Origin of the sequence: Sphingomonas sp. SFZ2018-12 (genome assembly GCF_022496715.1) — a bacterium.
In the GTDB taxonomy this organism is placed as follows: domain Bacteria; phylum Pseudomonadota; class Alphaproteobacteria; order Sphingomonadales; family Sphingomonadaceae; genus Sphingomonas.
On record NZ_WTFM01000002.1, the window covers coordinates 855832 to 880505 of the forward strand.

Below are 24674 nucleotides of genomic sequence, written 5' to 3' on the forward strand. Positions count from 1 at the left end.
AAATCGATCCCTCCGCACCTCGTCGTTGCGGCCGGGTGGCCGTCGCATCTGTCCAGGCCGTTTCGGCTAAAGGTGGCGGCGCATGTTCTTTTGCATGTTCTCAACGCCCGGCTCCCGCAGGTCCGCCTCGCACCTGGAGGCAGGCCGGATATGCGCCGAGAACGGATATCGCCCGATGAGCTGAGCCGGCATGCCGGTGCCGACCGATGCGGCTGAACCTGGCGTCCGACGAGATCATCGCTGTCGGCGCGCCGCGCGTCGCCGATGATGATCCGCTGCCGCCCGAAGACCGCGCTTCGCCTCTCACCCCATCTCCCACACCGGCCCGCTCGCTCGACGCGCTCTATCGCGCGCACGCGCCGCGCCTGCTGCGTTTCTTTTCCCGTCGCTCAGGCAACGACGACGCGCTCGATCTCGTCCACGAGACCTTCGAGCGGTTGGCCCGGCGTGACGGCGATGCCGGCGCCGCCGTCGATCGTCCCGAAGCCTATCTGTCCCGGATCGCCGGCAATCTCCTGCGCGACCGCGCGAAATTCGCCGCGCGCCGCTCCGCCGCCTTTCATGTGCCGATCGACGAGATCCCGCTCGCCGGGCGCGATCCGCTCGACCAGTTGGAGGCGCGGGATATGATCAATCGTCTCGAAACCGCTATGCAGCGGCTCCAGCCACGGACGCGGGAGATATTCATGGCGTGTCGACTCGATGGATATAGTCATGCGGAAGTCGCGGAACGCATCGGCATGAGCGTGCGCGGCGTGCGCAAGCAGATGAGCCGGGCCATCGCCGAGATCGAGCGTGTCTTGGGCGACGAGTGACGACAATGTCCGGCCGTGGTACAAAATCCGATGACGCGGTGCGTCGCGAGGCATCCGATTGGGTGGCGTTGATCCATGATCCCGACGCCGCGGTCGATCGCGCGGCGTTCGAGCGCTGGCGAACCGCCGATCCGCGCCATGCGGCGGCCTATGCGCGCGCCGAGCGCGCGTGGGACAGCGCCGCGTTCCTCGCCCAGACCAGTTTCGGGCGCACACGCGCTCTGCCCGAACGGCGGCGTTTTTTCGAGCGGACCGAGCTGCGCTACGCCTTTGCCGCGGCGGCCGTGCTGGTCGTGGCGATCCTCGGTCTGTCCATCGGCGGCGTCGGACTGTTCCGGCACGATCGTCCGCCCCAGGCCGCGCAATTCGCGTCGAACATCGGCCAGATACGCCGGGTTGCGCTGGCGGACGGTTCGACTGTCACGCTCGATACCGACAGCGTGCTGCGCGTCGCATTCACCGCCAGCGAACGCCGTCTCTATCTCTCGCGCGGCCGCGCGCGCTTCGACGTCGCGCATGACGCCGCGCGCCCGTTCGTCGTCATGGCGGGCAACGGTTCGGTGACCGCCCGCGGGACGATCTTCGACGTCGCTGTTGCCGGTGACCGCGTGAAGGTGATCCTGCTGCGCGGCGTCATCGAGGTGCGTGACGGTCCTTCGGCCGCGGACACGTCCCAACCGACCATGGTGCGCCTCAGCCCGGGCCAGCAGATTGCTTTCGGCGCCGCTGAGCCTTTGGTGGTCCCGCAGCCGGCCGCCGCGACCGATGCTCAATGGCCCACGGGCATGCTGAACTTCGACCGCACGCGGCTTGCCGACGCCATTGCTCAGGCCAATCGCTACAGCACCGTCCGGATCAGCCTCGCCGATCCCGCGCTTGGCGACGTGCGTATCACCGGCGCCTATCATACCGGCGACGCTGCCGGCCTGGCGCAGGGTATCGCCGACTCGCTCGGCCTACATGCGGCGAAAACCCCTGAGGGCGATGTCGTGATTTCCGCTCTGGCGCCGGTCCCGGCCACCTGAAATAAATTTGTCACGGGAGGGGGCAAGCCGCCGCCCTCTGTCGTCAAGCGCCCCGAACGACGCCGCAAAGTGCGTCTCAATGGGGAGTTCATGGAGTGATCGGACGGTTTTCGAGAAGCATTTACGTGTGCGTTGCGGGCACATCGATCATCGCGCTGGCGGCACCAGCTCATGCGCAACAGGCTGACCAGCGGCGTTACGATCTTCCCGCCCAGCCCCTTGGGACGTCGCTGCGCGCCGTCGCCGATGCGTCCGGCACCAACGTCATTGTCTCCTCAGCGCTGGTCGATGGCAAAATCGCTCCCGCTTTGTCGGGGCGGTTCACCGCTGTCGAGGCTATTTCGGCGCTGTTGCGGGGATCGGGTCTGCGCGCGAGGCTGGCGGGCTCCAGCCTTATCGTTGAGCGAGCACCAGCCGCGCAGGACGTCTCGGCGGAAGCGGACGGTTCGGACATCGTCGTGACCGGCAGCCGGATTCGCGGCGCGCCGGTCGCGTCGCCGATGATCCGGCTCGACCAGAAGGACATGCGCGATGCCGGGCAGAGCAGTGTCGCCGAGGTCGTGCGCAACATCCCGCAGAATTTCGGCGGCGGGCAGAATCCGGGTGTCGGCAACAACGTGCCGGCGGCCAGCGGTATCAACGTCGGCAGCGCCTCGACCATCAACCTGCGTGGACTTGGCAGCGATGCGACGTTGACGCTGCTCAATGGTCACCGCCTCGCTTATAATGGATCGCGCCAAGGCATCGATGTTTCGGCGATCCCGCTGGGCATGGTCGACCGGATCGAGATCGTCGCCGATGGCGCATCGGCGCTGTACGGTTCCGATGCCGTCGCGGGCGTCGCCAACATCATCCTGAAACGCGACTATGATGGTCTCGAAACGCGTGCGAACATCGGTGGATCGACCGATGGTGGCAATTTCCAGCAGCAATATGGCGCGGTCGCAGGCAAGCGATGGGGTTCGGGTGGCCTGATCGCCGCCTATGAGTTCGCACGCAACACCGACATCCTTTCCGATGACCGCTCTTATGCATCGTCGCGTCCCGGCGTCACCATCTACCCGGCGCTGCGGCGGGATGCCGTGGCGCTGGCGGGACATCAGGCGATCACCGATCGTCTTGAATTCACGGTTGACGCCCTCTTCAACAAGCGCTGGAGCCTGTCGGGCTTTCCGCTCAACACGGCCGGCGATCTCGCCGTCAGCCACACCGAGCAGAGTTCAACGAGCCGCTCCTTCGCCATCGCGCCCTCGCTCAAGCTCGACCTGGGCAAGGACTGGCGCCTGTCGCTCTCCGGCGTCTATGGCGAGGAAAAGGTGGAGCTGCACAGCGACAGCTATGCCGGCACCGCCCGGACCAGCGCCAATTTCGTCTGCTACTGCAACAGCGGCCGCTCGGTCGAGTTGGCCACCGATGGCAGCCTCTTCCGCCTGCCCGGCGGTCCGGTGAAGCTGGCCATCGGCGCCGGCTATCGCGACAATCGCCTCAATGCCTTTCGCGGCGACGGTAATCTCAACAATGTGAACAAGTCGCAGGACAGCTATTATGCCTATGGCGAACTCAATCTCCCGCTCGTTTCCGCCGGGCAGGGCATTGCTGGGATCGACCGTCTCAACCTGAGCGGGGCCGTCCGCTACGAGCGCTACCCCGGCGTCGATGCGGTCGCGACCCCCAAGCTCGGCATCATATATGCGCCGACGGCCGATATCGCCATCAAAGGAAGTTGGGGCCGGTCGTTCCGCGCGCCGACGCTCTTCCAACAATATCAGGCCCGAAGCGCGCTCCTCTACCCAGCCGCCAGTCTGGGCGGCGCCGGCTATCCGGCAAGCGCGACCGTTCTGCTGGTCCAGGGCGGCAACCCGACATTGAAGCCCGAGCGCGCCGGGACCTGGACCGCCACGATCGAGTTTACGCCACATACGGTGCCGGGGCTACGTCTCCAACTCGGCTATTTCTCGACCCACTACACCGACCGTATCGTGACGCCGATCAGTTTCCAGGCCCAGGCGCTCAGCAACCCGCTATATGCGGGCCAGGTCGCACTGGCGCCGGGCGCGAACGCGGTGACGGCGGCGATCGCCAACGCGGCGCAATTTTTCAATGTCTCGGGTCAAGCCTACACCCCCGGCAATGTCGTCGCGATCGTCGACAACAGCAACGTCAATGCCGGCCGCCAGTCGATCCACGGCGTCGATTTCCTCGCCGACTATCGGACCGATCTCGGGGCCAATCGCGGCACGCTGGGCCTCGCGCTTAACGCCAGCTACCTCGAAAGCAACCAGCAGCTCACGCCTGGAGCGCCGGTTCTCGCCAAGGCCGGCACCCTCTTCAATCCGCCGCATTGGCGAGGCCGGGGTAGCATTACTTGGAGCAAGGGTGGCCTGACCCTCAATGCAACGGCAAACCATATCGGGGGCGTCGAGGACATCCGTTCGACCCCGGCCATATCGGTCGATGGGATGGACACGGTCGATTTCACAGCACGCTATGCGTTCGGCGCCGTCCAAGGCCCGCTGCGCGGCCTCGAACTCAGCCTGACTTTGCAGAACGCCTTTGACGACCATCCAACGACGATCGCGACATCGGTCTATTCCGACACCGCTTACGACTCGACCAATTATTTGCCGGTCGGTCGCTACATCGGGATCGGGATCGCCAAGTCATGGTAGCATCGCGCTGCACGGCCCAAGGCCGCGTTGCGCGCGCCGCCGCTTTCCTGCCTGCTCTCTGGATACTCGCGACTGCGGTCCCCGCCATGGCTGCGTGCGAAGATCTATTGTCCTCCCCTCGCCCAGCGCGCCAGGCGGTTCGGTCGATCACCCCGGACGACCTGCTCCGACTCCGCGACATAGGGCAGCCTGACGGGTCAATGTTCGGTCAGCCGAGCCCGCTCGGCATTTCGCCGGACGGGCATCAGGCGGCATTTATCCTGAGCCGCGCCGATCCCGACACCAACAGCTATTGCCGTGCGCTTGTCGTGATCAGTCTGTCCGGCCCGCCAAACCCGCATATCCTCGATCGCGGCGGCGAGATGATCACCAACAGCACCGTCGCCAGGGGCCTGATCGTCGATATCGGTTTCCCGGCCTTGCTGACGCCGGCCTGGTCGCCCGATGGTCGGTGGATCGCCTATCTCCGGCGTGACCAGGGCGTCACTCAAGCTTGGCGCGCGCGCGCTGATGGCAGCGGTGCACAGGTCGTCACCCGGTCGCCGGTTGACGTCGAGGCGGTCGCTTGGACGCATGATGGACGGCGCATCGTCTATGTGGAGCAACCGGGCGATGATGATGCCGGACGCCGCATCGCACAGGAAGGCCGCGGCGGCTGGCTCTATGATGCTCGCTTTGCCCCAAATGTCGCGGCCCGGCCGCTCATCCCCGGCTCGGCGCCGCGCGAAGCCTTCACGATCGATCCGGCAAACGGGGATGTCATGCCGGCGGACGCTGCCGAGCGGACGCTTGTTCCGATCGAAGATCAGTCGGGAAGTTCGATCGCGCCGTCGGCGGTCTCGCCGGACGGAAGGCACGCATGGACCGAACATCGCGATGCGTCTCCACTCAGCCCCCTCCAGCTTGTCGTCGTCGATGATTCCGGAAATCGCGTGATCTGCACTGGGGCACATTGCGACGGCGGCTTTACGAGCCTCTGGTGGGACAGGGAGGGCAAGGAATTACGCTTCCTGCGGCGCGAAGGCTGGGCGAAGGGGCAAATGGGGCTCTATCGTTGGATTCCCGGCACTGCCGAGCCGCGGCGCGTGCTGCTCACTGATGATGTCCTGCTGGGTTGCACACCCGCGGGCTTGTCGTTGCTATGCACGTCCGAGAATGCCGTCACCCCGCGCCGGCTGGTATCGGTCGACCCCCGTAGCGGTGATGTGCGGCCGATCTACGACCCCAATCCCGAATTCGGATCGATCCGGCTTGGCAAGGTCGAGCGGCTGCGGTGGCGCAATGACCTCGGGCTCGAGGCGTGGGGCGATCTCGTTCTGCCGCCCGACTATCGACCCGGCACAAAGCTGCCGATGATCGTCGTGCAATATCATAGCGACGGCTTCCTGCGCGGCGGCACCGGCGATGAATATCCGATCCATGCCTTTGCGGCGCGTGGTTTCGCGGTACTGAGCATCGAGCGCCCCGCCTTCTTTGCGGAGGCGAAACCCGGCATTCGATCCTATGACGACGTCAATGCCGTCAACGGCAAGGGGTGGGCCGAACGCCGGAGCCTGTTGTCTTCGCTGGTCACCGGCGTGAACATGGTGATCGCCCGGGGCGTCGCCGATCCCGCACGGATCGGCATCACCGGCCTCAGCGATGGCGCGTCGACTGCGCGCTTCGCGCTGATCAACACGCGGCTATTCGCGGCAGCGGCGATCAGCACCTGCTGCGTCGAGCCGAAATCGGTCATGATCTATGGCGGCATCGCCTATGCCGATGCGATGCGGGCAATGGGCTATCCGCCCGCGAGCCGCGACGACCCCGCGTTTTGGAGCCCCTATTCGATGGCGCTCAATGCGCGAGCGATGGGCCAGCCGCTGCTGATGCAGCTCGCCGACGAGGAATATCTGCTCGGCCTGGAGACCTTCACCGCGCTGCGTGAGGCCAATCAGCCGGTGGAGATGTACGTCTTTCCCGGTGAGCACCACATCAAATGGCAGCCCGCGCACCGCCGCGCGATCTATGAGCGCAACCTCGACTGGTTCCAGTTCTGGCTGCAATCCCATGTCGATCCCGATCCCGCGAAGGCCGCGCAATATAAGCGGTGGGAGGCGATGCGCGCGCAGCTCCGACCAGCGGCGTCATCGCCCTGATCGAGTCCAGGCGCGTGCCCAGGCCTCGACATCGGCGAACTGCAGGATGCGCCTGAACGCATCGCCATGGACTGGCCGCGGATCGTCGAGCACGCCCAGCACGGCGGGCAGATCGAGCATGTCGTGCGCGGCCAACTCGCCATCGGCGAGCATCCGCCGGATCGCCGCGCGGTGCGTCTCGAATATCTGGGCCACGAAGCTATCAGGCGTGCCTTTCGACCGTCGCCAGATGACGTCTGCCGGTAAATCTCCGGCAAAGGCGCGACGCGCGACGACACGATTTCGTCCACCCTCGAACCACAGCCAGCTCGGAACGCCCAAGCAGGTCTCGACCAGCGGCTGGGATAGCAGCGGCGAAACAATCGGTAGCAGATCCTGGGGGTCATGGCCTTCCACATAGCTTTGCGCAAAAGCCATCAACCGGATGTGCATCGCCTTGCCGGGGAGTGCGCCGGGCGGGAGGACGAGCCAGGGATGGAGGTTCGTCGGTCCGACCATCGCCACGGCCCGCGGCGACAGGAAACTCAAGTCCTGCACATGCCGCATGGCCGGCTTGCCGAGCCAGGCACGCCTCACGGCGTCGCTGGTGACGGCCCACAGGCTCGCCGGTGCGAGCTGGCTGATGTCCCGCGCTGTGCGCAGGAAGGAGGGGCCAAGTCCGGAGGTCAGCAGGCGGTCCGCTGCCGGCCCGGTGGACTGGAGTGAACAGAACACATTGTCCCCGCCACCGCCGTTGAAGATCGCGCCTGCCCCGATCGTTTCTGCCGCCTCGGTGGCCAGGCGGTTCGATTCCTGGACAAACGCGCGCACCGTCGGACGAGGGAGGTGCGCCGCGCCGGATCGCTCGATATCGATCCGCGACACGTCTCGATATGCCTCCGTCAAGACGGCGCCCAGGGACTGGGTCGTCCGGCGCGCATAGTCGCGCTCGTCGCCGGTCGCGTCCTGGGTGACCAGGGTCAGGCTATGGAACGACAAGCCCTGCCGGGCGAGGCAGGCCGCGACGATCGAGGAATCGAGACCGCCGGACAGCATGAGCACGACCCGTCCATATTCCGAGGCCCTGGCTGCCACGCACTCCAGCGCGGTAGTGCGCAGCCGGCGCGCGGCTTCATCCGCATCATCGACCTGTCGGCCACGATCGGCGAAAGCCCAGGGTGACCACAACGCCTCGACCACTGTCTTGCCGCCGACGATGCTGAGCCGCTCGCCACCGGGCAATTCACGCAGGCCGCCAAAGCAGGTTGCCGGGCCGCGCATGTCGCGCGTGGCGAGGTGACGCGCGACTTCGTCCCAGGCGACGACGGGGGTGAACAGGCCGAACGCGACAAGCAGGGCGACGTCCGAAGCAATGACGGTCACTCCTTCGATTTCGACGACATAGCAAGGCAGGTCCCCGAGCGGTGCCCGGACGATATCGACGCGGTGCCCGTCCGGCTCATTCAGGATGGCGACATAGCGCCCCCAATAATGCTCGATCAGGTGAACGCCGCGCGTTGCGCCGATGCGCGCCCGTTCCACCGCGTCCAGTTCCCGGATCGGTTGCGCCGCGCCGCGCGCAAACAGCGACCCCAGGATGATGCCACGCCCTTCGAGACGAAGCGGCATGGCCCCAATCACGGCAACGCTGACCCGGCCATCGTCGAACCGAAGGTCAAGCGCTTCGAGGTCGCGCGCACGCGCCGAAAATCGTGCCGCCAGGTCAGCATTGGCGTCGACTGCTGACCGGATAAGGGCGATGTAGCGGCTCTGCATCACACGGAGAGGATCGGCGTATAGGTTCGCACGGTGTCGATGCGGTCATTGACCAGCCATGCGCCGGCCTGCACCCAGCTATGGGCGGCAAAGGGCCTAAGCCGAACGCCGATGACGAGGTCGCCCGGCAATCCCAGCGCTGCGAGACGACGGGCCACCGCAACCGAGCGGGAAAGGCATTGGTCGTGCGATCGCACGATGCGCGCGGTCCGCTCGAATGCCGCGGCGACCTTCTGCATCGATTCGGGAGCGATTGTCGGAGCGGCGGATGGCGACGGTTTTGCGTCGGCCAGCTTGCGAAGAACGGCATGAAGATGGCCGAACCGGAGAGAAAGGCGCGTGAAGGCCAGTGCAGACAAGGCCGCCGCGACCTGACGGACATCGGCACGCTGCACGGATATGTCGAGGAAGCTGGCGGTCGGATTGTCGGGCGGAGAAAAAGCCATGGGAACGTCCGCGTCATCCGTTTCCGCCAAGATGCCGGATCGTAATAGGCCCGCAAGCGCCCGCATTTCCCCAGGATCGAGATCATGCCGGCTGATCATTTTCCGGAAGGCAGATTCCGCCTTTTCGCCGAGGCAAAAATAGCGGTCCGCAACAACGTCCAGGAACAGGAGGCGGTCGCTCACGTCGCAGAACGAAATGCCGGCGCGCAGCGCAAGGCCCATAGCGCGTCCCCTATCGCAAGAGCGGCGCGCGGCCGGCAGCCGCGCGCCGACCTTTCAGTCGTCGGACAGGCCCGCCTGGAACTGGCCGAGATTCTCGTCGACGGGGATGCCGCCGGCACCGAGGGTTTCGACGCTCGCCGCGCCGAGATCGATGATGTCGTCTTCGCGTTCCATGATGCACTCCACTGACAAGCTGCGGGAAGTCGCAGCCTCGGGAGTGTAGGAAGTGCTGGGCTCTATCCGAACTTTATACGGATTCTATATCGATATTGTTTGGTCGAGGGCGAGGACGATTGCCGCGCGTCGCTACGGTCGTTTGCCCATGAAGCGCTTGAAGCGGTCCCGGCCTTCAGCGGCCAGGATAGCCTCTTCCGCATTCGCGCATTCGTCGCCGCGAACCGAGCCACTCTGGCACCCCGCCACGATCTGCCGCGCTTCGTCGAGGTTGGCCGCGAAATACTGCGTGCCGCGCGGTGCCGCCGGTGGTGACGCTATCACGGAAGCTGCATTACCGGCGATTGCCATGCCCGATGGCATGATGAGCGGGCGAAGGACAAAACCGCCTGCAAACCCGATGATAAGTGCGAATATGGCGAGAATGAGCGTCTTGCTCTGCATCATCACCAATCACCTCCGTTGAAATCGATCTTCAATCGACCCGGTACACGGCGCGGACTATGTCGGCGGCGGCACGCCGCCGGCGGCGATGATAGTATAAGCTGAGCCGACGAAGCATGTCGCGCTCCCCGCTGCCGGCGGCGGATGCGATCGCCGCCAGTTCTTCTTCTGCCGTGTCGAGCACATGGGGTTCGACGGTACGGGCGGCATGCAGTCGTGCGTTCAACTGATCGACGGCACGGACATGCTCGCCATTGGCCGACTGCCGCGCGATCGCGAGAAAAATCTGATCTGCGCGATCGGCGATCGGGCGATCCTCCGCGTCGGTCGCTAGCATCGCAATCGCGGCCGGGCGTGGCCAAGCGCGGATAGCCAGCCCGAGCAGTTCGGCGGACCAGTCGTAAAGATCCTTCAGCGCCGGTTCGTCGAGTGCGGGGATGTGGAAGCCGCCGCTGGTGCGCGTCTCGACCAGCCCTTCGCCGGTCAGCAGATGGAGCGCGTCGCGGACCGGCGTCACGCTCGACGACAGCGGCGCCGCGAGCACCGCCGGGTCGAGCCGGTCGCCCGGCCGGAATTCGCGGCCCATGATGCGGCGCTTCAGTGCCTCATGGACACGCTCGGCGGTCGGACCCGAGTTCATGGCACCGCTCGCCGGTCCTCGGCATAGGCGTCAACCAATGCCTGCTGGTCGGGCCGTAGCGCGTCGATCGCACCCAGCGGCTCGCCGACATGATCGCCCAGCAGGACGGACGGGCACTGGCCTTCATAATTGCCGAGGTTAGGACGGTGCTGGCGATAGCCGACCAGCGCCGCCAGTTCGGGCGGGAAGGTCCTTGCGACCGCCGGCGGATAGGCGAGCCACTGGTTCTCATAGGGCTTGAGCCAGCCGAGAGAATAGCCGACCACGAGGCCGCGCCGTACCGCATCGGTGACGTTTGCGCCCGCGCCGTGCAGGGTCGAGCCCAGCAGGACGAGCGCTGCGCCCGGCGTCATCTCGGCCGCGAACCATGCCTCTTCAGGCTCGGGTTCGAGCGCCTTTGCGCCATGGCTGCGCGGCCAGACCAGAGTTGCGCCATTCTGCGCCGTGAAATCGGTCAGCGGCCACATCACGTTGACGAGATATTCGATCTCGCCGACCGGCCCGCGCCACATGTCCTGGTCGCGATGGGGCAATTGGGCCGGGGCGCCGGGATGCACCGCGATCGCCTGGGTCGTGTTGAGCTGGATGCGGTCGCACCAGGGCGACAGCACCGCCTCGGCTATCCCGAGCACCAGGCGGTGCTGGACCAGCGCCGCCGCATGGGGCGAACGAACCAGGAGCCGGCCAAACCGCTTCGTCGTGGTGCCATAGAAACCGCCCTGGCCGAACGGCGTACGGTCGAAATCGTCGGCAAGATCGTCATCGAGCGCGCCGATCGTTGTCGACGGCAGCGCGCCGGGAATAACGCAATAGCCATCGGTAAGGAGGTCAGCGGTGTGACGCGCGATCTCGCCGGAAAGGTCGAGGATATCGGTCATGCTCGGTCTCCCCGTCAGGCCGCGACGCGTCTGTCGACGCGCAGCGCGGCTGCCGTGGCCCGCCCCGCCTCCAGCAGATTCGGCGTTTCCGGGGTGATCTCGATGCGCAGCGCCGCCAGCATCGTGCCGTCGATGACCTGGGGAAGCCCGAGCGGCATGCAGTGCCAGCCAAAGGCGAAGATCTGCTGAAACCAGCCCATCTCGGCGATCGCGCTATAGGCGGTGATGCCCGTCGCCAGCGCATGGTCAACCAGCGCCGACACCAGCGTGTCGCGCACCTGGCGCCTCTCGCGTGCGCTCAGCCGGCGATCGAGACAGAAGCGGGTGATCTCGAACGTGTCGGCGTCGCGGGGTGGAGCATCCTCACACAGGTCGGCATAGAAGCTGTCGAGGATGTGTGGCCGCGTCGTTGGCAGCAGCCGGGCCGATCCGAGATGCGTGCCGTCCGGCTCGGCGAGGATCAGATAAGTAGCGTGGATGTCGTCGAACTGGTCGACTTCATAGCGGCCGTCGAGGACGGGAACGTCCCATTTGAGCAAGTCGACGAAGACGGATTTGCGCGCGGCGAACATCGAACGCAACGTAGCGTCCGAGGCCGGCTGCGCGGCGGATTGAAGAACATGCAGCATGGGTCTGACTCCTTGACCGTGATCGGCCAAGGGTCGCCCCGCTGCGGGTCACGCCGCTATTCCGGAAAAGGGTAATATCGGCGGCGGAAGATATCGGAGAAGGTCAGCGTTCCGTCGAAGAGCGTCAGGATCACCAGATATGTCCGCTTGTTCACGCCATAGCGCTCGCAGGCCTGCTTGATATGACGGGCGACCGTCTCCTCGCCGACGCCCAGGATGAGACTGATTTCCCAGTCGCTCTTGCCTCGCGCGACCCAAAGAACGCAGTCGCGCTGGCGATCGGTGAGCACTGGCCGCGGCGGCATCTGCAGGCCGCCGCGCATCGCCCAGAGCCGCCGCGCGCCCTCGAACGCGAACATCCCCGCGAGTTGCGCCAGCGGCAGCATCTCGTGCCGCATCGGCCGGCCCGCCTCGTTCGCGAACGAGCAGGAGCCGCGCGCCTCGCCGGGTACATGCGCCGGCACGGTGAAGCCGTCGCCGATGCCCTGGTCACGGCCCAGCGCCAGTACCCGGTGATCTTCGCGGGTCATCGGGATCATGTCGGACATCCGCGACCAGGGAAAGCCAACGCTGGTCACATGGCTCGCACGGTGGACGGGATCGGAGACGCCGAGCGAATTGCCGTCATAATAATCGGCCCAGCGCGTCGGATAATTATGGAGGCGGATAGCATTCCCGCTCGCCGCGACGATGTCGACATGATGCGTCAGCGCGAAATACTGGAATCCGAGCTGTTTCGTCATCGCCGCCATCGCAGCGGCGAGATCGTCTGCATTTGTCACGGCTTCGACGACGTGCATGAACTGCGTCGCCATCCTGTGCATGCCCATAGGCCAGCGACGCGAGCCCGGGCGGTGCCTCAAGTCACCGGAAATCCCTGGGTCGCCCTTTCCGGTCCCTTGGGCCGCGCGGCGGTTTCTCAAGCCGTCACCCGGCGAGTCTTGTAATGAAATTGACATATCACGGTGAGTTGCAACGCAAAACCCGCTTGTCGGCAGATGGCGGCAATAGCGCGCCAAGCCGTTCCGTGGTTTCTGCCGGGAAGGATGGGCATGCAGCGGCGGGCCGGAGCCGGAGCCGCGCGTGACGCGGGATGTATCCCACGGCACGGGGTCCGATTGGCGTGATCCGGCGCCCTATGGCGCCTTGCGCGGCATCGATCGCGCGGGGCTGATGTGGGAATGGCTGCGCCGCGATCCCGGCTACGTCGGCTGGTACACGCGCGCCAGCTTCGCGACGCGCGGGACCGGCGACGCCATGCCCTGGGGGCTGCACTTTCGCGGAACATCCCGACCTCCCGGCCCCGGAGGCGCGGCTCATTTGGCATGCCGATCTCGACCCTGGGACGCTCAGCGTTGCTGCCCAGCCCGCAGATCCATCCGATCGCGATAGCTTCCGCATCGACCAGCTTGCGCCTTGGCTCGCGATCGCGGTCGATCCGGAGGGGCGCGAGCATGCGGTCCTGTCGGACGGATTCCACCATATCCGGCTCGACATCGAAGAGGGCCGGCTGGAGGGACAGGAGGCAGTTCTGCTCCATTATCGCCTGCGCGGGCTTGCCTCGGCGGAGACGCGGCTGCTGCCGCTGCGCCGCCTTCTCGACCTGTGCCGTCATCGCCGGTTTGCACGCTCGCTGTTTCCCCGCGATGCCCGGATCGACCGCGGGATCGATATGCTGCGCGTCCATGATGCAATCGGCCAAGGCGCGAGCCAGCGCGAGATCGGTGCTGCCCTGTTCGGCGACGACCGAGCGGTACGCGACTGGAATGACGTCTCGGATTCGCTGCGCTCGCGGGTCCGGCGGCTGGTGTACGAGGCCGGGGCGATGGCGCGCGGCGGGTACCGGCAGTTGATGCGGCGCAAGCCCTGACGATCCGACTTACCTTCAATGATCCACCATGGTGAATTCTGCGCGGGTAGCCTTTCAGGCTCTAACGGCGAGTGAGTGTCCAAAGGGACAACGTGCCCTTTTGGCCCTTCCACTCCTGACCGACCCTGATGAATCCCGATCTAAAGAGGTTGCTCTTCATTGTATCGCTGTCCGTCGTGGCGAAGGTAGGTTCGCGGATCTCCTTCGCGATCAGCTCGACCAGCCGGCCAGACAGCTGCTTGCCGCGCATATCTTTGGCGACCACGACATAGCCCAGCTCGGGTGCGGCCTCGTAGCCGGTGATAGCAACGCCTGCATCGTCGAACTTGTTCAGCCGATACCCTGGATCGGGGCTCTTCAGCGAGGCCACACCGACAATGCGATCCGTCGCTTGTTCGCGAAGCAATGCGAGCATCCGCGCGTTCTTCAGCCGCCCGGCGAGCTGCCCTACATCACCCTCGACGGCGCCTCCATCGACCACGAGTTGCGCGACCGAGAGGCGATCCTCCGGACTGAGATCGTCGAAGATGCCGACCCACGGATACGCGTCAACTTCAGCCATGCGTCCTGCTCAATGAAGTCGTGGCTTGCCCTGATATATTCATGAGACATCTCATTTGGACGGCGGTTCGTAGTAGATGGCGTCAAGCATGGCGACGCGGGATTCCCACAGCTCCATGTCCCGCCCTGACGGGCGCGGCGTGTTGTACCAGGGAGCCTGTTGGATCGGCTCAATCACGCGCGCCCAATAATTCTCAAGCGAGAGCGTGGTCGGCGCAAACGAGAGCGCCGTGGCGAGACCCGTCTTGTTACCGCCGTTCACACAGACGAAGAAGTCGGGACGTTTCATGGCTAGGAGCCGGGTCGCCGGTGCAAGGCGTGCTGTTCGTGAGGATCCCGAAAACGCAGCGGTGAAAGCTCCGGCATAGTCGTCAAACTGGGCTTCGGTTATGTCGCCGCGCTTCGGTATCGAGTCCAGAGCCTCCGCCAGTGCGGGGTCTTGCAATCCAATCAGCTCAGCGAAAGTACCAGCCCCACCCATGGATCCGAACCAGCCCCAGTCGAGGCCCTCGAGTCGCGTAGCATCCGCTTCGACATCGCCGAGGACGCCTGCGATGCCCTTCCACTCAGCGGCGGACAGATCACCAAGGGATGGGGCCTTCGAGAACATCTGTTGGATCGCACGCAGTAACTTCATCCGCTTTTTGAAGTCGTGATGGAGATCCGCCCGAGCGTCTTTGACGAAGTCCTTCCAAGACATGACCGCGAGTGGCGCATTGACGCGCGCCCAGTCTTTGGCCTCGTCCGGTAGAACGGGATTTTTTGGCCTCGGCGCGCTGTCGGCAGCCTTGGATTGACGGCGATAGCTCTCGGCCAGCGGCTTAGTGATCGGAAGATGCAGGGGCTTGTAGCGCTCCAACTGGTCCCGGATTTGATCGAAGAAGGAGTCATCGGCGGCGCCCTTGACGTGAACACTCGCCTCCAGGTTCGAACCGAGCCCGCCCTTGGTAAAGTTGGCGCTGCCGACGATCGCCTCGGCCTTGGCACCGGATTGGAAATAGAAGATCTTGGGGTGGAAACAGCCCGGCCGGTTCTTCGCGACGAAGGCGTTTGGAACGCCAACGAGTCGGTCGATGAGATCCGGATCCGTCGCGGAGAAATCCACGCCGAGAAGGATGGATTCAAATTTCGACTTGTTGGCGAGAAGTGTCTCGGCGACCGAGGTGATCCCGCCCCAGGCCACCGCTATCGAAATGCGATCGTGCTTCTCGATGAGAGCCGACAGGCGTCGCGCGATCGATTTTGCCTCAAGCAACGATATTTTCATACTCTGCCCTGGTTTCCATTCTGTTGTTTATTGGCCGAGCTTAACTGGCCCCCCAAAGGCGGCATAGGAATTCCGGTTGATTGGATCATACCTAATCTCGGACGTGTCACCATTTTAGATGTGATGTTTGCTTTCAGGCCAACAATCTGAAGGTTGAACGGCCAATATTCGGCGCGTTCCTGCCGGAACCGTTGTCCGGTGAAAGATTGGTTTCAGGATAACAATGGTGTGCCGGAAGGTCCACGATCGGGTGGAGAGCAGGCGCCTCGCGCCGATGAAGCGGCGCGACCGCGCTCTACGGCTCGAAGCCAGGCTTCTCGCCCCCGAGCCCCGCTGTCGGGTCTCGGCCTGGCGGTAACGATCGGCTGGCGCGGGTCAGCGTCCGCTGACCCAGATAGAGCGGGGCTGAGGACGCACACTGCCGGACTGCTGCGCAGCCGGACAGGGTGCGGCGCCCGATGGCGGCCCCGCAGGCACTCCGGCCTCTCGGTCGGGCGGTGCGCCCGATTTCGCGAGGCCGGCGACAATTGCCGCCATGGCCTCGCGAAGCCCGACCCTGCACCGCTGATCCGCCCGCGCCGGCCGGGGAGCCATCCCTTTGCTGGCGGCGGCTTCGCCGCCGGGAAGCGCTGCGGTCGCCGCTCACGCGGCGGCGCTGTCGGTGGCCTCTCCCGGTGGCGCGGGAGTGGGCGGCGCTCCCTGCTAGGCCCGCTCGCGTCCCCGGCAAGCCGGGCTGTGCCCGGCTCCTTCACTGCGTTGCGGCCCGCTGGGTGCCGGCGCCGCTCAAGCGGTCCTCTCCGGTTCGCATCCTGCCGCCCACCCCCGCTTCCGGGGAGGCCATGGTGGTTTTGGGGCGGTGCAGGAGGTGAACGATGCGTGTCTCCCCGACCGCTCCCGCGCGCGGCAAGCGTGGCAAGCACAAGGCCGCCAGTGCCGCGACCAAGCCCGTGGCCGCTGCCCGGACCAGCCGCGAACCGAGCCGCACCAACCTTTATGACGAGGTGACGGCGCGGATCATCGCAGAACTGGAGGCGGGGCGCGTGCCGTGGGTGCAGCCTTGGGGGCGCCCCGGCGGAACCGCTCCCGGACTGCCGCGCAACGCGCTGACCGCGCGGCATTACTCCGGCGTCAATGTGCTGATCCTGTGGGGCGCGGTGATCGAGCATGGCTTTCCCTCGCAGGGCTGGCTGACCTTCCGCCAAGCGCTGGAAGCGGGCGGCGCGGTCAGGAAGGGCGAACGCGGCACCACCGTCGTCTATGCCGACCGCTTCACCCCCGAGGCCGAAAAGGCGCGCGCCGTCGAAACCGGCGGCGATGCCAAGACCATTCCCTTCCTGAAACGCTTTACCGTGTTCAACGTCGCGCAGTGCGAGGGATTGCGCCCCGGCCTTGCGCCCGATCCCGCCCCCTTGCCCGAACGCCAGATCGTGCCGATCGCCGAGGAAGTGATCGCAGCGAGCGGCATCGAGTTCCGCGTCGGCGGCAACCGCGCCTTCTATGTGCCCGCGCAGGATTATGTGCAGGTGCCGCCGCAACCGGCCTTCTTCGAGCAGATCAACTATTACCGGACGTGCCTGCACGAACTTTGTCACGGCAGTGGCCACAAGTCGCGGCTGAACCGGAACCTCGTCAACAGCTTCGGATCGAAGGATTATGCCCGCGAGGAATTGATTGCCGAAATGGGTTCGGCCTTTCTCTGCGCGGCCCTCGGCATCGTTCCGACCGTCCGCCATGCCGATTACCTTGGCAGTTGGCTCGACGTGCTGCGCGAGGATAACCGCGCGATCTTCCGCGCCGCCAGCGCCGCCAGCAAGGCCGCCGACTGGCTGCTGGCGCGGCACGCCGCCGCCCGAGCCGAGGCTGCCCAAGCCGACATTGGCGAACGGAGGGCGGCATGATCTTGTTGACCCCCGAGCTTCACGCCGCGTTGCGCGTGAATGCCGACCGCTCCGCCGAGAGCGATCATGATCCCGTGCCCGTCGTCAAATTCTTCAACCCGCTGGGCGCGGCGACATGGCTTGCGACCGAGCTTTACGGCGATGGCGATACGCTGTTCGGGCTGGCCGACCTCGGTTTCGGCTGTCCCGAACTCGGCTGTTTCAGCCTGTCCGAACTGGCGAGCCTCCACCTGCCGTTCGGCCTCGGCATCGAGCGCGATATCGGCTTTTCGACGACCGCCAGCCTGTCGGTCTGGGCTGACACCGCGCGCCGTGCCGGTTCGATCCAGCAGGCCCAATCGATTATCTGGCGCATCGAGTCCGCGCCGGTCCCCGAGCTTCCGACCGATCCCGAAGGCGGGAAAGGCGGATGACGCGCGGCGCGTAACGCCGCATATCGTAAGCCGGTCCGCCCACCCGGAAAGATCGACGGACCGGCACTCACAAGGAGTGCTGACCATGAAACTCGATTTTATCCCGCTCGACAAGCTGGTCGTGAGCAAGGCCAACATGCGCTACGGCAGGAAAGCCCCGGACGTGTCCGACATCCTGCCGACCGTGCGCAGCCGTGGCGTCATCCAGCCGGTCATCGTCCGCCCCAATTGCGCGCCCGATGGCTTCGAGATCGTTGCCGGAAGCCGCCGCTTCCATGCCGCCAAGATCGTCGCCGAGGAACGGCGCGCGGCGGGCGATACGACACCGGAGCCGATGCCCTGTGCGATCCTAGACGATGGCGACGACGCCGCCGCCATCGAAGCGTCGATGATCGAGAACATGGCACGGCTTGACCCCGACGAGGTGACGCAGTGGGAGAATTTCACCCGCCTTGTCCGCGAGGGCCGCAAGGTGGAGGACATCGCCACGACCTTCGGATTGCCCGACCTCACCGTCAAACGGGTGCTGGCGCTCGGCAATCTGCTCCCGGCCATCCGCGACCTCTACCGCAAGGAACGGATCGACGCGACGACCGTGCGGCATCTGACGATGGCGTCCAAGAGCCAGCAAAAGGCATGGCTGGCGCTAGCCGACGACGAGAATGCCTATCTGCCGACCGGCCACCAGTTGAAATCATGGCTGTTCGGCGGGCAGTCGATCCCGGTGAAACATGCGCTGTTCGACGTGGAGGCGAGCGGCCTTGCGACCATCGCCGACCTGTTCGGCGAGGACCGCTATATCGCCGATGCCGATGCCTTCTGGACCGCGCAGAATGCCGAAATCGAGGCGCGCCGCGCCGCCTATGTCGAACAGGGCTGGGCCGACGCGATCATCGTGCCGCCGTCCGATCATTTCTCGACATGGGAATATGAGAAGGCCGGCAAGCGCAAGGGCGGGCGCGTCTATATCGACGTGCGCGCGACCGGCGAGGTGATCGTTCACGAAGGCTATGTGTCGGGCAAGGAAGCCCGCCGGATCGCCAAGGCCGAGGGATCGGAAAACGGGACCGGCCAGAAAGCGGCGCGGCCCGAGGTGACATCGACCATGCAGACCTATGTCGACCTGCATCGCCATGCCGCCGTCCGCGCCGCGCTGACCGGCCATCCGGCCATCGCACTGCGCCTGATGGTGGCCCATGCCATCGGCTGCTCGCACCTCTGGCGGGTCGGCCCGGAACAGCAATCCACCCGTAACGACGAGGTGCGCGACAGCCTCGACAACAGCAAGGCCGAAGCGGATTTCGACGAGCGCCGCCGCGCGGTGCTGGCAGTTCTCGGCTTCTCCGCCGAGGAACCGACCGTGACCGGGGGCAATGGCGACGACTATGGCGTCGTCGGCATCTTCCAGCGGCTGCTCGACCTTCCCGACACGGTCGTCATGGAGGTGATCGCCATCGTCATGGGCGAAACGCTGGCGTCGGGCAGCGCCGCCGTCGAGGCGGTGGGTATGGAGATCGGCGTCGATATGGCCCGCTGCTGGCAGGCCGACGACGCCTTTTTCGAGCTGATCCGCGACCGGGAGGTGCTGACCCGGATCGTCGCCGAGGTGGCGGGCGAAACCGTCGCCAGCGCCAATGCGGGGGAGAAGACCAAGACCCTGAAACGCATCGTCCGCGATCATCTCGACGGGACCAACGGACGCGAGCGGCGCGAGAATTGGGTGCCGCGCTGGATGGCGTTCCCGCCCGCCGCCTACACCGCGCGCGGCGGCGTCGGCACTGTTGCCGCCCATGCCAAGGCGCAGGCGGCGCGGGAGATCGAGCGGCGGGTTCCGGGCGACGACGAACCGGACCCCAGTGCGCCGAGCGCGGTAATGGCCCTTCCGGACCCCGACGAGGAGGGCGGGGCCGACCGTCTCGCCGCCTGACCTTGGAGGGGCGGCGTCAGCCGCCCCTCTCATCTTCAAACCCTCGAAATCCGGCCGCGCGCCGCCGCCGTCCCGGCGGCGGCGCGCGGTTTATTGGTGGTTGCCCGCTCCCTGGCTGATCGGTGCAGGGCATCAGGTGGTGCGCGGTCCCAGCAGGATGATGCCAGCGCCGATCAGGCAGACCGCCGCGCCTGTCACGTCCCAGCGGTCCGGTCGCACGCCTTCGATCGCCCAAAGCCAGACGAGCGACGCGCAGATATAGACGCCGCCATAGGCCGCATAGGTGCGTCCAGCAGCCGCGCTGTCGACGAGCGTCAGCAACCATGCGAACAGTGCGAGCGACACCATCCCCGGCAGCAGCCACCAGGACGATTTGCCGAGGTGCAGCCAAGCCCAAAAGGCGAAGCAGCCTGCGATTTCGGCGAGCGCGGCACCGACATAGGCGAGAATCGTCGGCATTATGCGGCCATCTCGCAACAGCCGGTATCCTTCGGCTCGCGTGACGAAAGATCGTCGAGGATCACACAGTCCGGACCCGGGCCGCCCACACACTCGGCGTCGCACTGCGCCACGAAGCCCGCAATACTCTTCTCCAGCGCCCGAAATTCGCGCAGCTTCGCACGCACATCCAGCAGGCGCGCGTGTGCCAGCTCGCGCGCCTCGAGGCAGGAGCGTGACCGGTCCGCGACCAGCGTGACGAGCGCCCGAACCTGGTCGATCGAGAAGCCGAAATCGCGGCAGCGCCGAATGAAGGTCAGCCGCCGGACATCGGCATCGGCGTAGCGCCGCTGGTTGCCTTCCTGCCGGTCGGGCCGTGGGAGCAGGCCGATCTGCTCGTAATAGCGGATAGTGGGCGCATTGGTGCGGGTGCGTTCGGCAAGTTCGCCGATCTTGTATCCGGGCATGAAGGGCCTCGTGAAAATGGGGCTTGAACCTCAAGTAGCTTCAACTCCTACAATGATCGCCGCCCGCCGCAACCATGATTGGACGGGTGGAGGAGACCAATATTGACCGAACAATGGGAAACCGCGCCGATCGCCTGCACGCTCGATGCTGGCAATCTAAACGAACGTCTCGAATGGATCGCCGATCTCAATGCCCGCGCGCTTCGCAGGTCGCGGCGCGACGACCTTCGCCTTGCGCTGGATTACGAACCTGGCGCCATTGAAGAGGTGCGCCGAATGGTGGCGGGCGAGCAGGACTGCTGTGCCTTTCTTGCCTTCGACATCGCCGCACTGGACGACGTGGTCCGCCTGACGATCGTTGCGCCGGAGGCAGCGCGCGACGCGGCCGAAGCATTGTTCGAGCCGTTCGCGTCGAAGAGCGGAGCCATGGCCAGAGAATGCGGGTGCGTTGGAGCGTGCGGCGTATGACCGGGGGCCGCCTCTCCGAGACCAAGGCCGCCGGCGCGGTTGCGGTCACCGTGTCCACCGCCGCGCTTGCCTGTGGAATATGCTGCGTCCTGCCGTTCGCGCTGCCAGCGGCGATGCTCGGCGTGGTCGGCGGTGCGCTCGCCTGGTTCTCCGGGGCCTATCGCTGGATGACACCGATCGCGGTGCTCGCAGTCGCCGTGGGCTGGTTCTGGATCGGTTATCAGAGCCGTTCGAGCAACCGGCGTCCCGCCCGCCTAACGCTTATCGTTATGGGATTTGCCACCACGATGATGGCGCTGGCGCTGTTCTGGCCGCGAATCGAACCGATCGCGCCCGGGGTGCTGCGCCGCTAGACCGGCCGCTCCTTCGTGCCGCACCATCCATGCGGCACCATCGCGGCGCCTGGCCCGGGGCTATGTCGATGCGGTCGTGCTATGCGCCTGGCAAGATCCGGATCAGTGCGGTGGCGCGTCCGCGCTGTCCTTGTTGCCTCCCTTACGCAGGGTGTACCGGCTGCATGGTTCGTCATCGATTCTGCCGCGTCTCCAGCCCGTTTCCGGCTCCTCGGGCGCATGACCTGGGACGGTCGCAGTCCCACGAAACCATCGCCGCACGGCTTATTTCCCCGCCCGCCAAGGCGGGCTCCTCGCGGTCGCTTCGCTTCAAATAAGCCTCCGGCTCCGGTCCTCCGCTGCCGCTTCGGCCTGCCGGTTCGCGGGCCTGCCTTGACCGTCCCTCCGGTCCGCCCATCGCCCGGAAACGGTTCGGGGCGACTTTTCAGGAGACGAACAATGCCAGCCATCGGTTATGTCACCCGCGACGGACAAGGCTTCAAGGGCCAGCTCAAGACGCTTTCGATCCGCACCGACATCGAGATCATTCCCAACACCCGCAAGTCCGGCGACACCCACCCCGACTATCGCGTGTCGGCGGCGGGCGTCGAGGTCGGGGCCGGATGGGTCCGGCGCGGCGAAATGAGCGGCAAGGACTATGTGTCGCTATCACTCGCCGCGCCCGAATTCGGCCCGCGCCGGCTCTACGCTAATCTCGGCCGCGCCGCCGGGCAGGATGATGACGACGCCTTCGCGATCATCTGGAGTCCGGCCGACTGAACCCATCGGCTCCCGCGCCCTCGCCGGGCGTGGGAGCCACCTTGGCTGAACCCGAAGGGGGGGTCGGAATCGCGTATAGCCGTTTCCGACCCTGCCCGATCCGCTTTGCAACCTGCACCTCGATCGCCGCGAGGTGCGGCGTGAGGCCGCGCCCGGAACGAGCGAGGTCTAAAATGGCAACAGACGACGATGACGAGAATGCGCGCGCAGCGCGTGCGCTGAAGGGATCCCCCTTCCTCAGTCCCGAGCAGGCGGCGCATTATTTGGGGGTCTCGACCCGCACGCTTCAGGAGCATCGGTCTGGCGGAACCGGACCGCGCTTCCGCCGGCATTGCCGCCATATCCGCTACCATATCGACGATCTCGATGCCTGGTCGCTGGGGGAGGCCGACAATGGCTGATCTGCATCGAGATGTCTGCGCAAAGCGACGCATTCCCGCCGCGCCCAGCGTCGCGCTGGCCGCGCTCGGCTGCGCCGTTGCGGCCACCATCGCCTTACCGCCTCGGCCTTTGCTGGTCTGGAACGCCAGCGCCAGCGCACCCATCGGCCTCTATGGTATCACCGCGCCGGACGGCATCAGGAAGGGCGACATGGTGATTGCGCCGCTTGCCGAACCGTATCGCTCGCTCGCTGCCACCCGTCATTATCTTCCGGCCAACGTGCCGTTGGTCAAACGCGTCGCTGCAATGCCGGGCGATCGCGTTTGCGCACGGGGAAACCTCATTTTCGTCAATGGCCGGTCGGTGGCCGCGCGTCTCAGATTCGATGCCCACAATCGTGCAATGCCGTGGTGGCATGGGTGCCTGCGACTCGGCGCGACCCAGCTCCTGCTGCTCATGACTGACAGCCCCGCGTCGTTCGACGGTCGCTATTTCGGGGTGAGCGACCGCCGTCACCTGATCGGCCGTGCGCATGTGCTATGGACATGGTGATCACGTCGCTCATGGCGGCGGCGCTTGCCTCAGCGGTTCCGACCGCACGCGATCCGGTCGCGCGCTGGCGGCCCTACACCGACGAAGCAGCGACGCGCTGCGGGGTGCCGGTCGCCTGGATCGAGCGCGTCATTCGTGCCGAAAGCGGCGGGCTGACGACACTCGGCGGTCGCCCGATCACCAGCCGCGCTGGCGCGATGGGGCTGATGCAATTGATGCCCGCCACCTGGACGGCAATGCGCCAGCGTCTCGCGCTCGGCTTCGACCCCCATGATCCGCGCGACAATATCGTTGCCGGCAGCTGCTATCTGCGGTCGATGTACGATCGGTTTGGTTATCCCGGACTGTTTGCGGCCTATAATGCGGGGCCGGGGCGCTACGCCGATCACCTGGCCTCGGGACGCCCGCTTCCCGAGGAAACGCGTGCCTATCTGGCAACCCTGGTCGGCAGCGGAACGGGTTCAACCGCGATAAGCACACCGGCATCCGTATCGATTTTTTTCTTACTGGGGGTGCGGCGACAGGCGACAACGCCATCGTCAACCGCGCCGACGAGCAGCATTTTCGTGACGTTGGGCAGCGAGATGAGCCCGCGATAGATCTTCCGTCGCGATTGTGGAGAGGGTGGGCTCGTCTCGGCAAGGCCCAGCATGACGGCCGCCGGAACGGCTATCAAGGCCGGCGGCACCTCCAATTTTGCTGCGATATGGAGCGCGCTTCGCGCGCGCTTTTGTTCGTAGCTGCGCAACAAAATCGGTTCCTCCGCCGCCGCTGACGCGGCGCTTCCGGCTGCGCCTCCAGCGGCCCTGACAGCCGCTCCGCCGACCGTCGTCGAGGTGTCGTCCTCGAATGGTCGAGGAGAAGAAGGAGCAGGTTATGAGCATGATGCAGAGCGTTGGCGTGGCATCGGCCAGGGTCACAGACCGCGTGATGGCGGCGCTGATTTCGGGTCTCGAAATCGAGTTCGGCCGCGGTGTCGGAGAGGCATTGGCACATCGGTTTCTCGAAGCGGAGGACGTGGATTTCAACTGGGATGCACGGCTCGAGGAGCGGTGGATCGGCGCATATGAGAGCCTGGACGATGAGGATTTCGAGCTGGATCGGGTCGCTATCCTGGGGCGGCTGGATGGCGAATGGTTCGTCGCGGTGATGATCGTCGATGGCGATGGCAACGCTCACGGGATGATGGGCAGGCGCACATTCGGGCGCGAACGGACGGCACGCGAGGCGTTCGCGCGAGGATGATCATCGCACATATCGAGGAGCGGCGCTCATGTAAGGGCGTCGCTCTTCTTTTTGCCTCGGCTCGCTTGGGGTTCGGACTGGAAGAAGCTGGGATTGGCGGGTTTCGGGGCAATGTATCCGTCCGGTCGTTGCACGTCAGGCGGCCAGACGATGATTAGCCGCCCAGTTCCACGGCAGGAGATCGTCGAGTCGGTTGGCGGGATGGCCGTCCACCATGCGTTCGATGACGTCGCGCAGCCA

28 protein-coding genes are annotated in these 24674 nt (G+C 65.7%); 16 read left to right on the forward strand and 12 right to left on the reverse strand.

Annotated features, from left to right (window positions below):
- Window positions 1-206 precede the first annotated feature (206 nt).
- From GO308_RS13170 to GO308_RS13185, 4 genes are all read left to right on the forward strand, one after another.
- Window positions 207-815, forward strand: a complete 609-nt coding sequence (locus tag GO308_RS13170) for a sigma-70 family RNA polymerase sigma factor (RefSeq protein ID WP_240885777.1) — start codon at window positions 207-209, stop codon at window positions 813-815.
- 5 nt (window positions 816-820) lie between these two features.
- Window positions 821-1840: a FecR domain-containing protein gene (locus GO308_RS13175; RefSeq protein ID WP_276616529.1), complete on the forward strand. Its 1020-nt coding sequence runs from the start codon at window positions 821-823 to the stop codon at window positions 1838-1840.
- A gap of 125 nt (window positions 1841-1965) precedes the next feature.
- On the forward strand, window positions 1966-4509 hold the full coding sequence (locus GO308_RS13180; protein ID WP_240885779.1) for a TonB-dependent receptor: 2544 nt from the start codon (window positions 1966-1968) through the stop codon (window positions 4507-4509).
- Window positions 4503-6647 (forward strand): Atxe2 family lasso peptide isopeptidase, encoded by a 2145-nt coding sequence (locus tag GO308_RS13185; protein WP_276616530.1) that lies wholly within the window; start codon window positions 4503-4505, stop codon window positions 6645-6647. Before GO308_RS13180 ends, GO308_RS13185 begins: the two co-directional genes overlap by 7 nt.
- On the opposite strand, the gene GO308_RS13190 is transcribed toward GO308_RS13185, so the two are convergent.
- Window positions 6636-7907, reverse strand: coding sequence for an asparagine synthase C-terminal domain-containing protein (locus GO308_RS13190; RefSeq protein WP_240885781.1), 1272 nt, complete (start codon window positions 7905-7907; stop codon window positions 6636-6638). The genes GO308_RS13185 and GO308_RS13190 overlap by 12 nt on opposite strands.
- A gap of 15 nt (window positions 7908-7922) precedes the next feature.
- Here GO308_RS13190 and GO308_RS13195 point away from each other — a divergent pair, with 15 nt between their 5' ends.
- Window positions 7923-8372 carry a hypothetical protein gene (locus GO308_RS13195; protein WP_240885782.1) on the forward strand — a complete coding sequence of 150 codons (450 nt, stop codon included), beginning with the start codon at window positions 7923-7925 and terminating at the stop codon, window positions 8370-8372.
- A 29-nt stretch (window positions 8373-8401) separates the two neighbouring features.
- Here GO308_RS13195 and GO308_RS13200 read toward each other — a convergent pair whose 3' ends face one another.
- From GO308_RS13200 to GO308_RS13230, 7 genes are all read right to left on the reverse strand, one after another.
- Window positions 8402-9070, reverse strand: coding sequence for a lasso peptide biosynthesis B2 protein (locus tag GO308_RS13200; RefSeq protein WP_240885783.1), 669 nt, complete (start codon window positions 9068-9070; stop codon window positions 8402-8404).
- A 54-nt stretch (window positions 9071-9124) separates the two neighbouring features.
- A complete protein-coding gene (locus GO308_RS13205; RefSeq protein WP_168556591.1) occupies window positions 9125-9244 on the reverse strand; it encodes a benenodin family lasso peptide in 120 nt (39 codons plus the stop codon).
- Between the two features lie 132 nt (window positions 9245-9376).
- Window positions 9377-9688, reverse strand: a complete 312-nt coding sequence (locus tag GO308_RS13210) for a hypothetical protein (protein WP_346769089.1) — start codon at window positions 9686-9688, stop codon at window positions 9377-9379.
- Between the two features lie 31 nt (window positions 9689-9719).
- Window positions 9720-10328: a GntR family transcriptional regulator gene (locus GO308_RS13215; RefSeq protein WP_240885785.1), complete on the reverse strand. Its 609-nt coding sequence runs from the start codon at window positions 10326-10328 to the stop codon at window positions 9720-9722.
- Window positions 10325-11206, reverse strand: coding sequence for a phytanoyl-CoA dioxygenase family protein (locus tag GO308_RS13220; protein ID WP_240885786.1), 882 nt, complete (start codon window positions 11204-11206; stop codon window positions 10325-10327). Before GO308_RS13220 ends, GO308_RS13215 begins: the two co-directional genes overlap by 4 nt.
- A 14-nt stretch (window positions 11207-11220) precedes the next feature.
- Complete coding sequence (locus tag GO308_RS13225; RefSeq protein ID WP_240885787.1) at window positions 11221-11835, reverse strand: acyl-homoserine-lactone synthase; 615 nt, start codon at window positions 11833-11835, stop codon at window positions 11221-11223.
- A 56-nt stretch (window positions 11836-11891) separates the two neighbouring features.
- Window positions 11892-12854, reverse strand: a complete 963-nt coding sequence (locus tag GO308_RS13230; protein WP_240885788.1) for a LuxR family transcriptional regulator — start codon at window positions 12852-12854, stop codon at window positions 11892-11894.
- Window positions 12855-13381: 527 nt separating this feature from the next.
- Between GO308_RS13230 and GO308_RS13235 the strand changes: the two genes are divergently transcribed.
- Window positions 13382-13705: a DUF2285 domain-containing protein gene (locus tag GO308_RS13235; RefSeq protein WP_346769090.1), complete on the forward strand. Its 324-nt coding sequence runs from the start codon at window positions 13382-13384 to the stop codon at window positions 13703-13705.
- A 61-nt stretch (window positions 13706-13766) separates the two neighbouring features.
- Here GO308_RS13235 and GO308_RS13240 read toward each other — a convergent pair whose 3' ends face one another.
- The gene (locus tag GO308_RS13240) at window positions 13767-14267 is read right to left on the reverse strand and encodes a hypothetical protein (RefSeq protein ID WP_240885789.1); all 501 of its coding nucleotides are present in this window, start codon (window positions 14265-14267) and stop codon (window positions 13767-13769) included.
- A 51-nt stretch (window positions 14268-14318) separates the two neighbouring features.
- Window positions 14319-15533 (reverse strand): phospholipase D family protein, encoded by a 1215-nt coding sequence (locus GO308_RS13245; protein WP_240885790.1) that lies wholly within the window; start codon window positions 15531-15533, stop codon window positions 14319-14321.
- 872 nt (window positions 15534-16405) lie between these two features.
- Between GO308_RS13245 and GO308_RS13250 the strand changes: the two genes are divergently transcribed.
- The 3 genes from GO308_RS13250 to GO308_RS13260 all read left to right on the forward strand — a co-directional run bounded on the left by GO308_RS13250 (window position 16406) and on the right by GO308_RS13260 (window position 19771).
- Window positions 16406-17431, forward strand: coding sequence for a zincin-like metallopeptidase domain-containing protein (locus GO308_RS13250; protein WP_240885791.1), 1026 nt, complete (start codon window positions 16406-16408; stop codon window positions 17429-17431).
- Window positions 17428-17844, forward strand: a complete 417-nt coding sequence (locus GO308_RS13255; RefSeq protein ID WP_240885792.1) for a DUF2958 domain-containing protein — start codon at window positions 17428-17430, stop codon at window positions 17842-17844. The genes GO308_RS13250 and GO308_RS13255 overlap by 4 nt, the downstream gene beginning before the upstream one ends.
- Window positions 17845-17929: 85 nt before the next feature.
- Complete coding sequence (locus GO308_RS13260; RefSeq protein WP_240885793.1) at window positions 17930-19771, forward strand: ParB N-terminal domain-containing protein; 1842 nt, start codon at window positions 17930-17932, stop codon at window positions 19769-19771.
- A gap of 132 nt (window positions 19772-19903) precedes the next feature.
- On the opposite strand, the gene GO308_RS13265 is transcribed toward GO308_RS13260, so the two are convergent.
- Both GO308_RS13265 and GO308_RS13270 read right to left on the reverse strand, forming a co-directional pair.
- Window positions 19904-20230, reverse strand: a complete 327-nt coding sequence (locus GO308_RS13265; protein WP_240885794.1) for a YnfA family protein — start codon at window positions 20228-20230, stop codon at window positions 19904-19906.
- Complete coding sequence (locus GO308_RS13270; protein WP_240885795.1) at window positions 20230-20676, reverse strand: helix-turn-helix domain-containing protein; 447 nt, start codon at window positions 20674-20676, stop codon at window positions 20230-20232. The genes GO308_RS13265 and GO308_RS13270 overlap by 1 nt, the downstream gene beginning before the upstream one ends.
- 102 nt (window positions 20677-20778) lie before the next feature.
- Between GO308_RS13270 and GO308_RS13275 the strand changes: the two genes are divergently transcribed.
- The 7 genes from GO308_RS13275 (at window position 20779) to GO308_RS13305 (ending at window position 24434) form a co-directional block, all read left to right on the forward strand.
- A complete protein-coding gene (locus GO308_RS13275; protein ID WP_240885796.1) occupies window positions 20779-21144 on the forward strand; it encodes a hypothetical protein in 366 nt (121 codons plus the stop codon).
- Complete coding sequence (locus tag GO308_RS13280) at window positions 21141-21497, forward strand: hypothetical protein (RefSeq protein WP_240885797.1); 357 nt, start codon at window positions 21141-21143, stop codon at window positions 21495-21497. Before GO308_RS13275 ends, GO308_RS13280 begins: the two co-directional genes overlap by 4 nt.
- A gap of 438 nt (window positions 21498-21935) precedes the next feature.
- Window positions 21936-22256: a DUF736 family protein gene (locus GO308_RS13285; RefSeq protein WP_240885798.1), complete on the forward strand. Its 321-nt coding sequence runs from the start codon at window positions 21936-21938 to the stop codon at window positions 22254-22256.
- Window positions 22257-22429: 173 nt separating this feature from the next.
- Window positions 22430-22657, forward strand: a complete 228-nt coding sequence (locus GO308_RS13290; protein WP_240885799.1) for a helix-turn-helix domain-containing protein — start codon at window positions 22430-22432, stop codon at window positions 22655-22657.
- Window positions 22650-23189, forward strand: coding sequence for a S26 family signal peptidase (locus GO308_RS13295; RefSeq protein WP_240885800.1), 540 nt, complete (start codon window positions 22650-22652; stop codon window positions 23187-23189). Before GO308_RS13290 ends, GO308_RS13295 begins: the two co-directional genes overlap by 8 nt.
- Window positions 23177-23788, forward strand: coding sequence for a lytic transglycosylase domain-containing protein (locus GO308_RS13300; RefSeq protein WP_240885801.1), 612 nt, complete (start codon window positions 23177-23179; stop codon window positions 23786-23788). Before GO308_RS13295 ends, GO308_RS13300 begins: the two co-directional genes overlap by 13 nt.
- Before the next feature lie 250 nt (window positions 23789-24038).
- A complete protein-coding gene (locus GO308_RS13305) occupies window positions 24039-24434 on the forward strand; it encodes a hypothetical protein (RefSeq protein WP_240885802.1) in 396 nt (131 codons plus the stop codon).
- Window positions 24435-24674 lie beyond the last annotated feature (240 nt).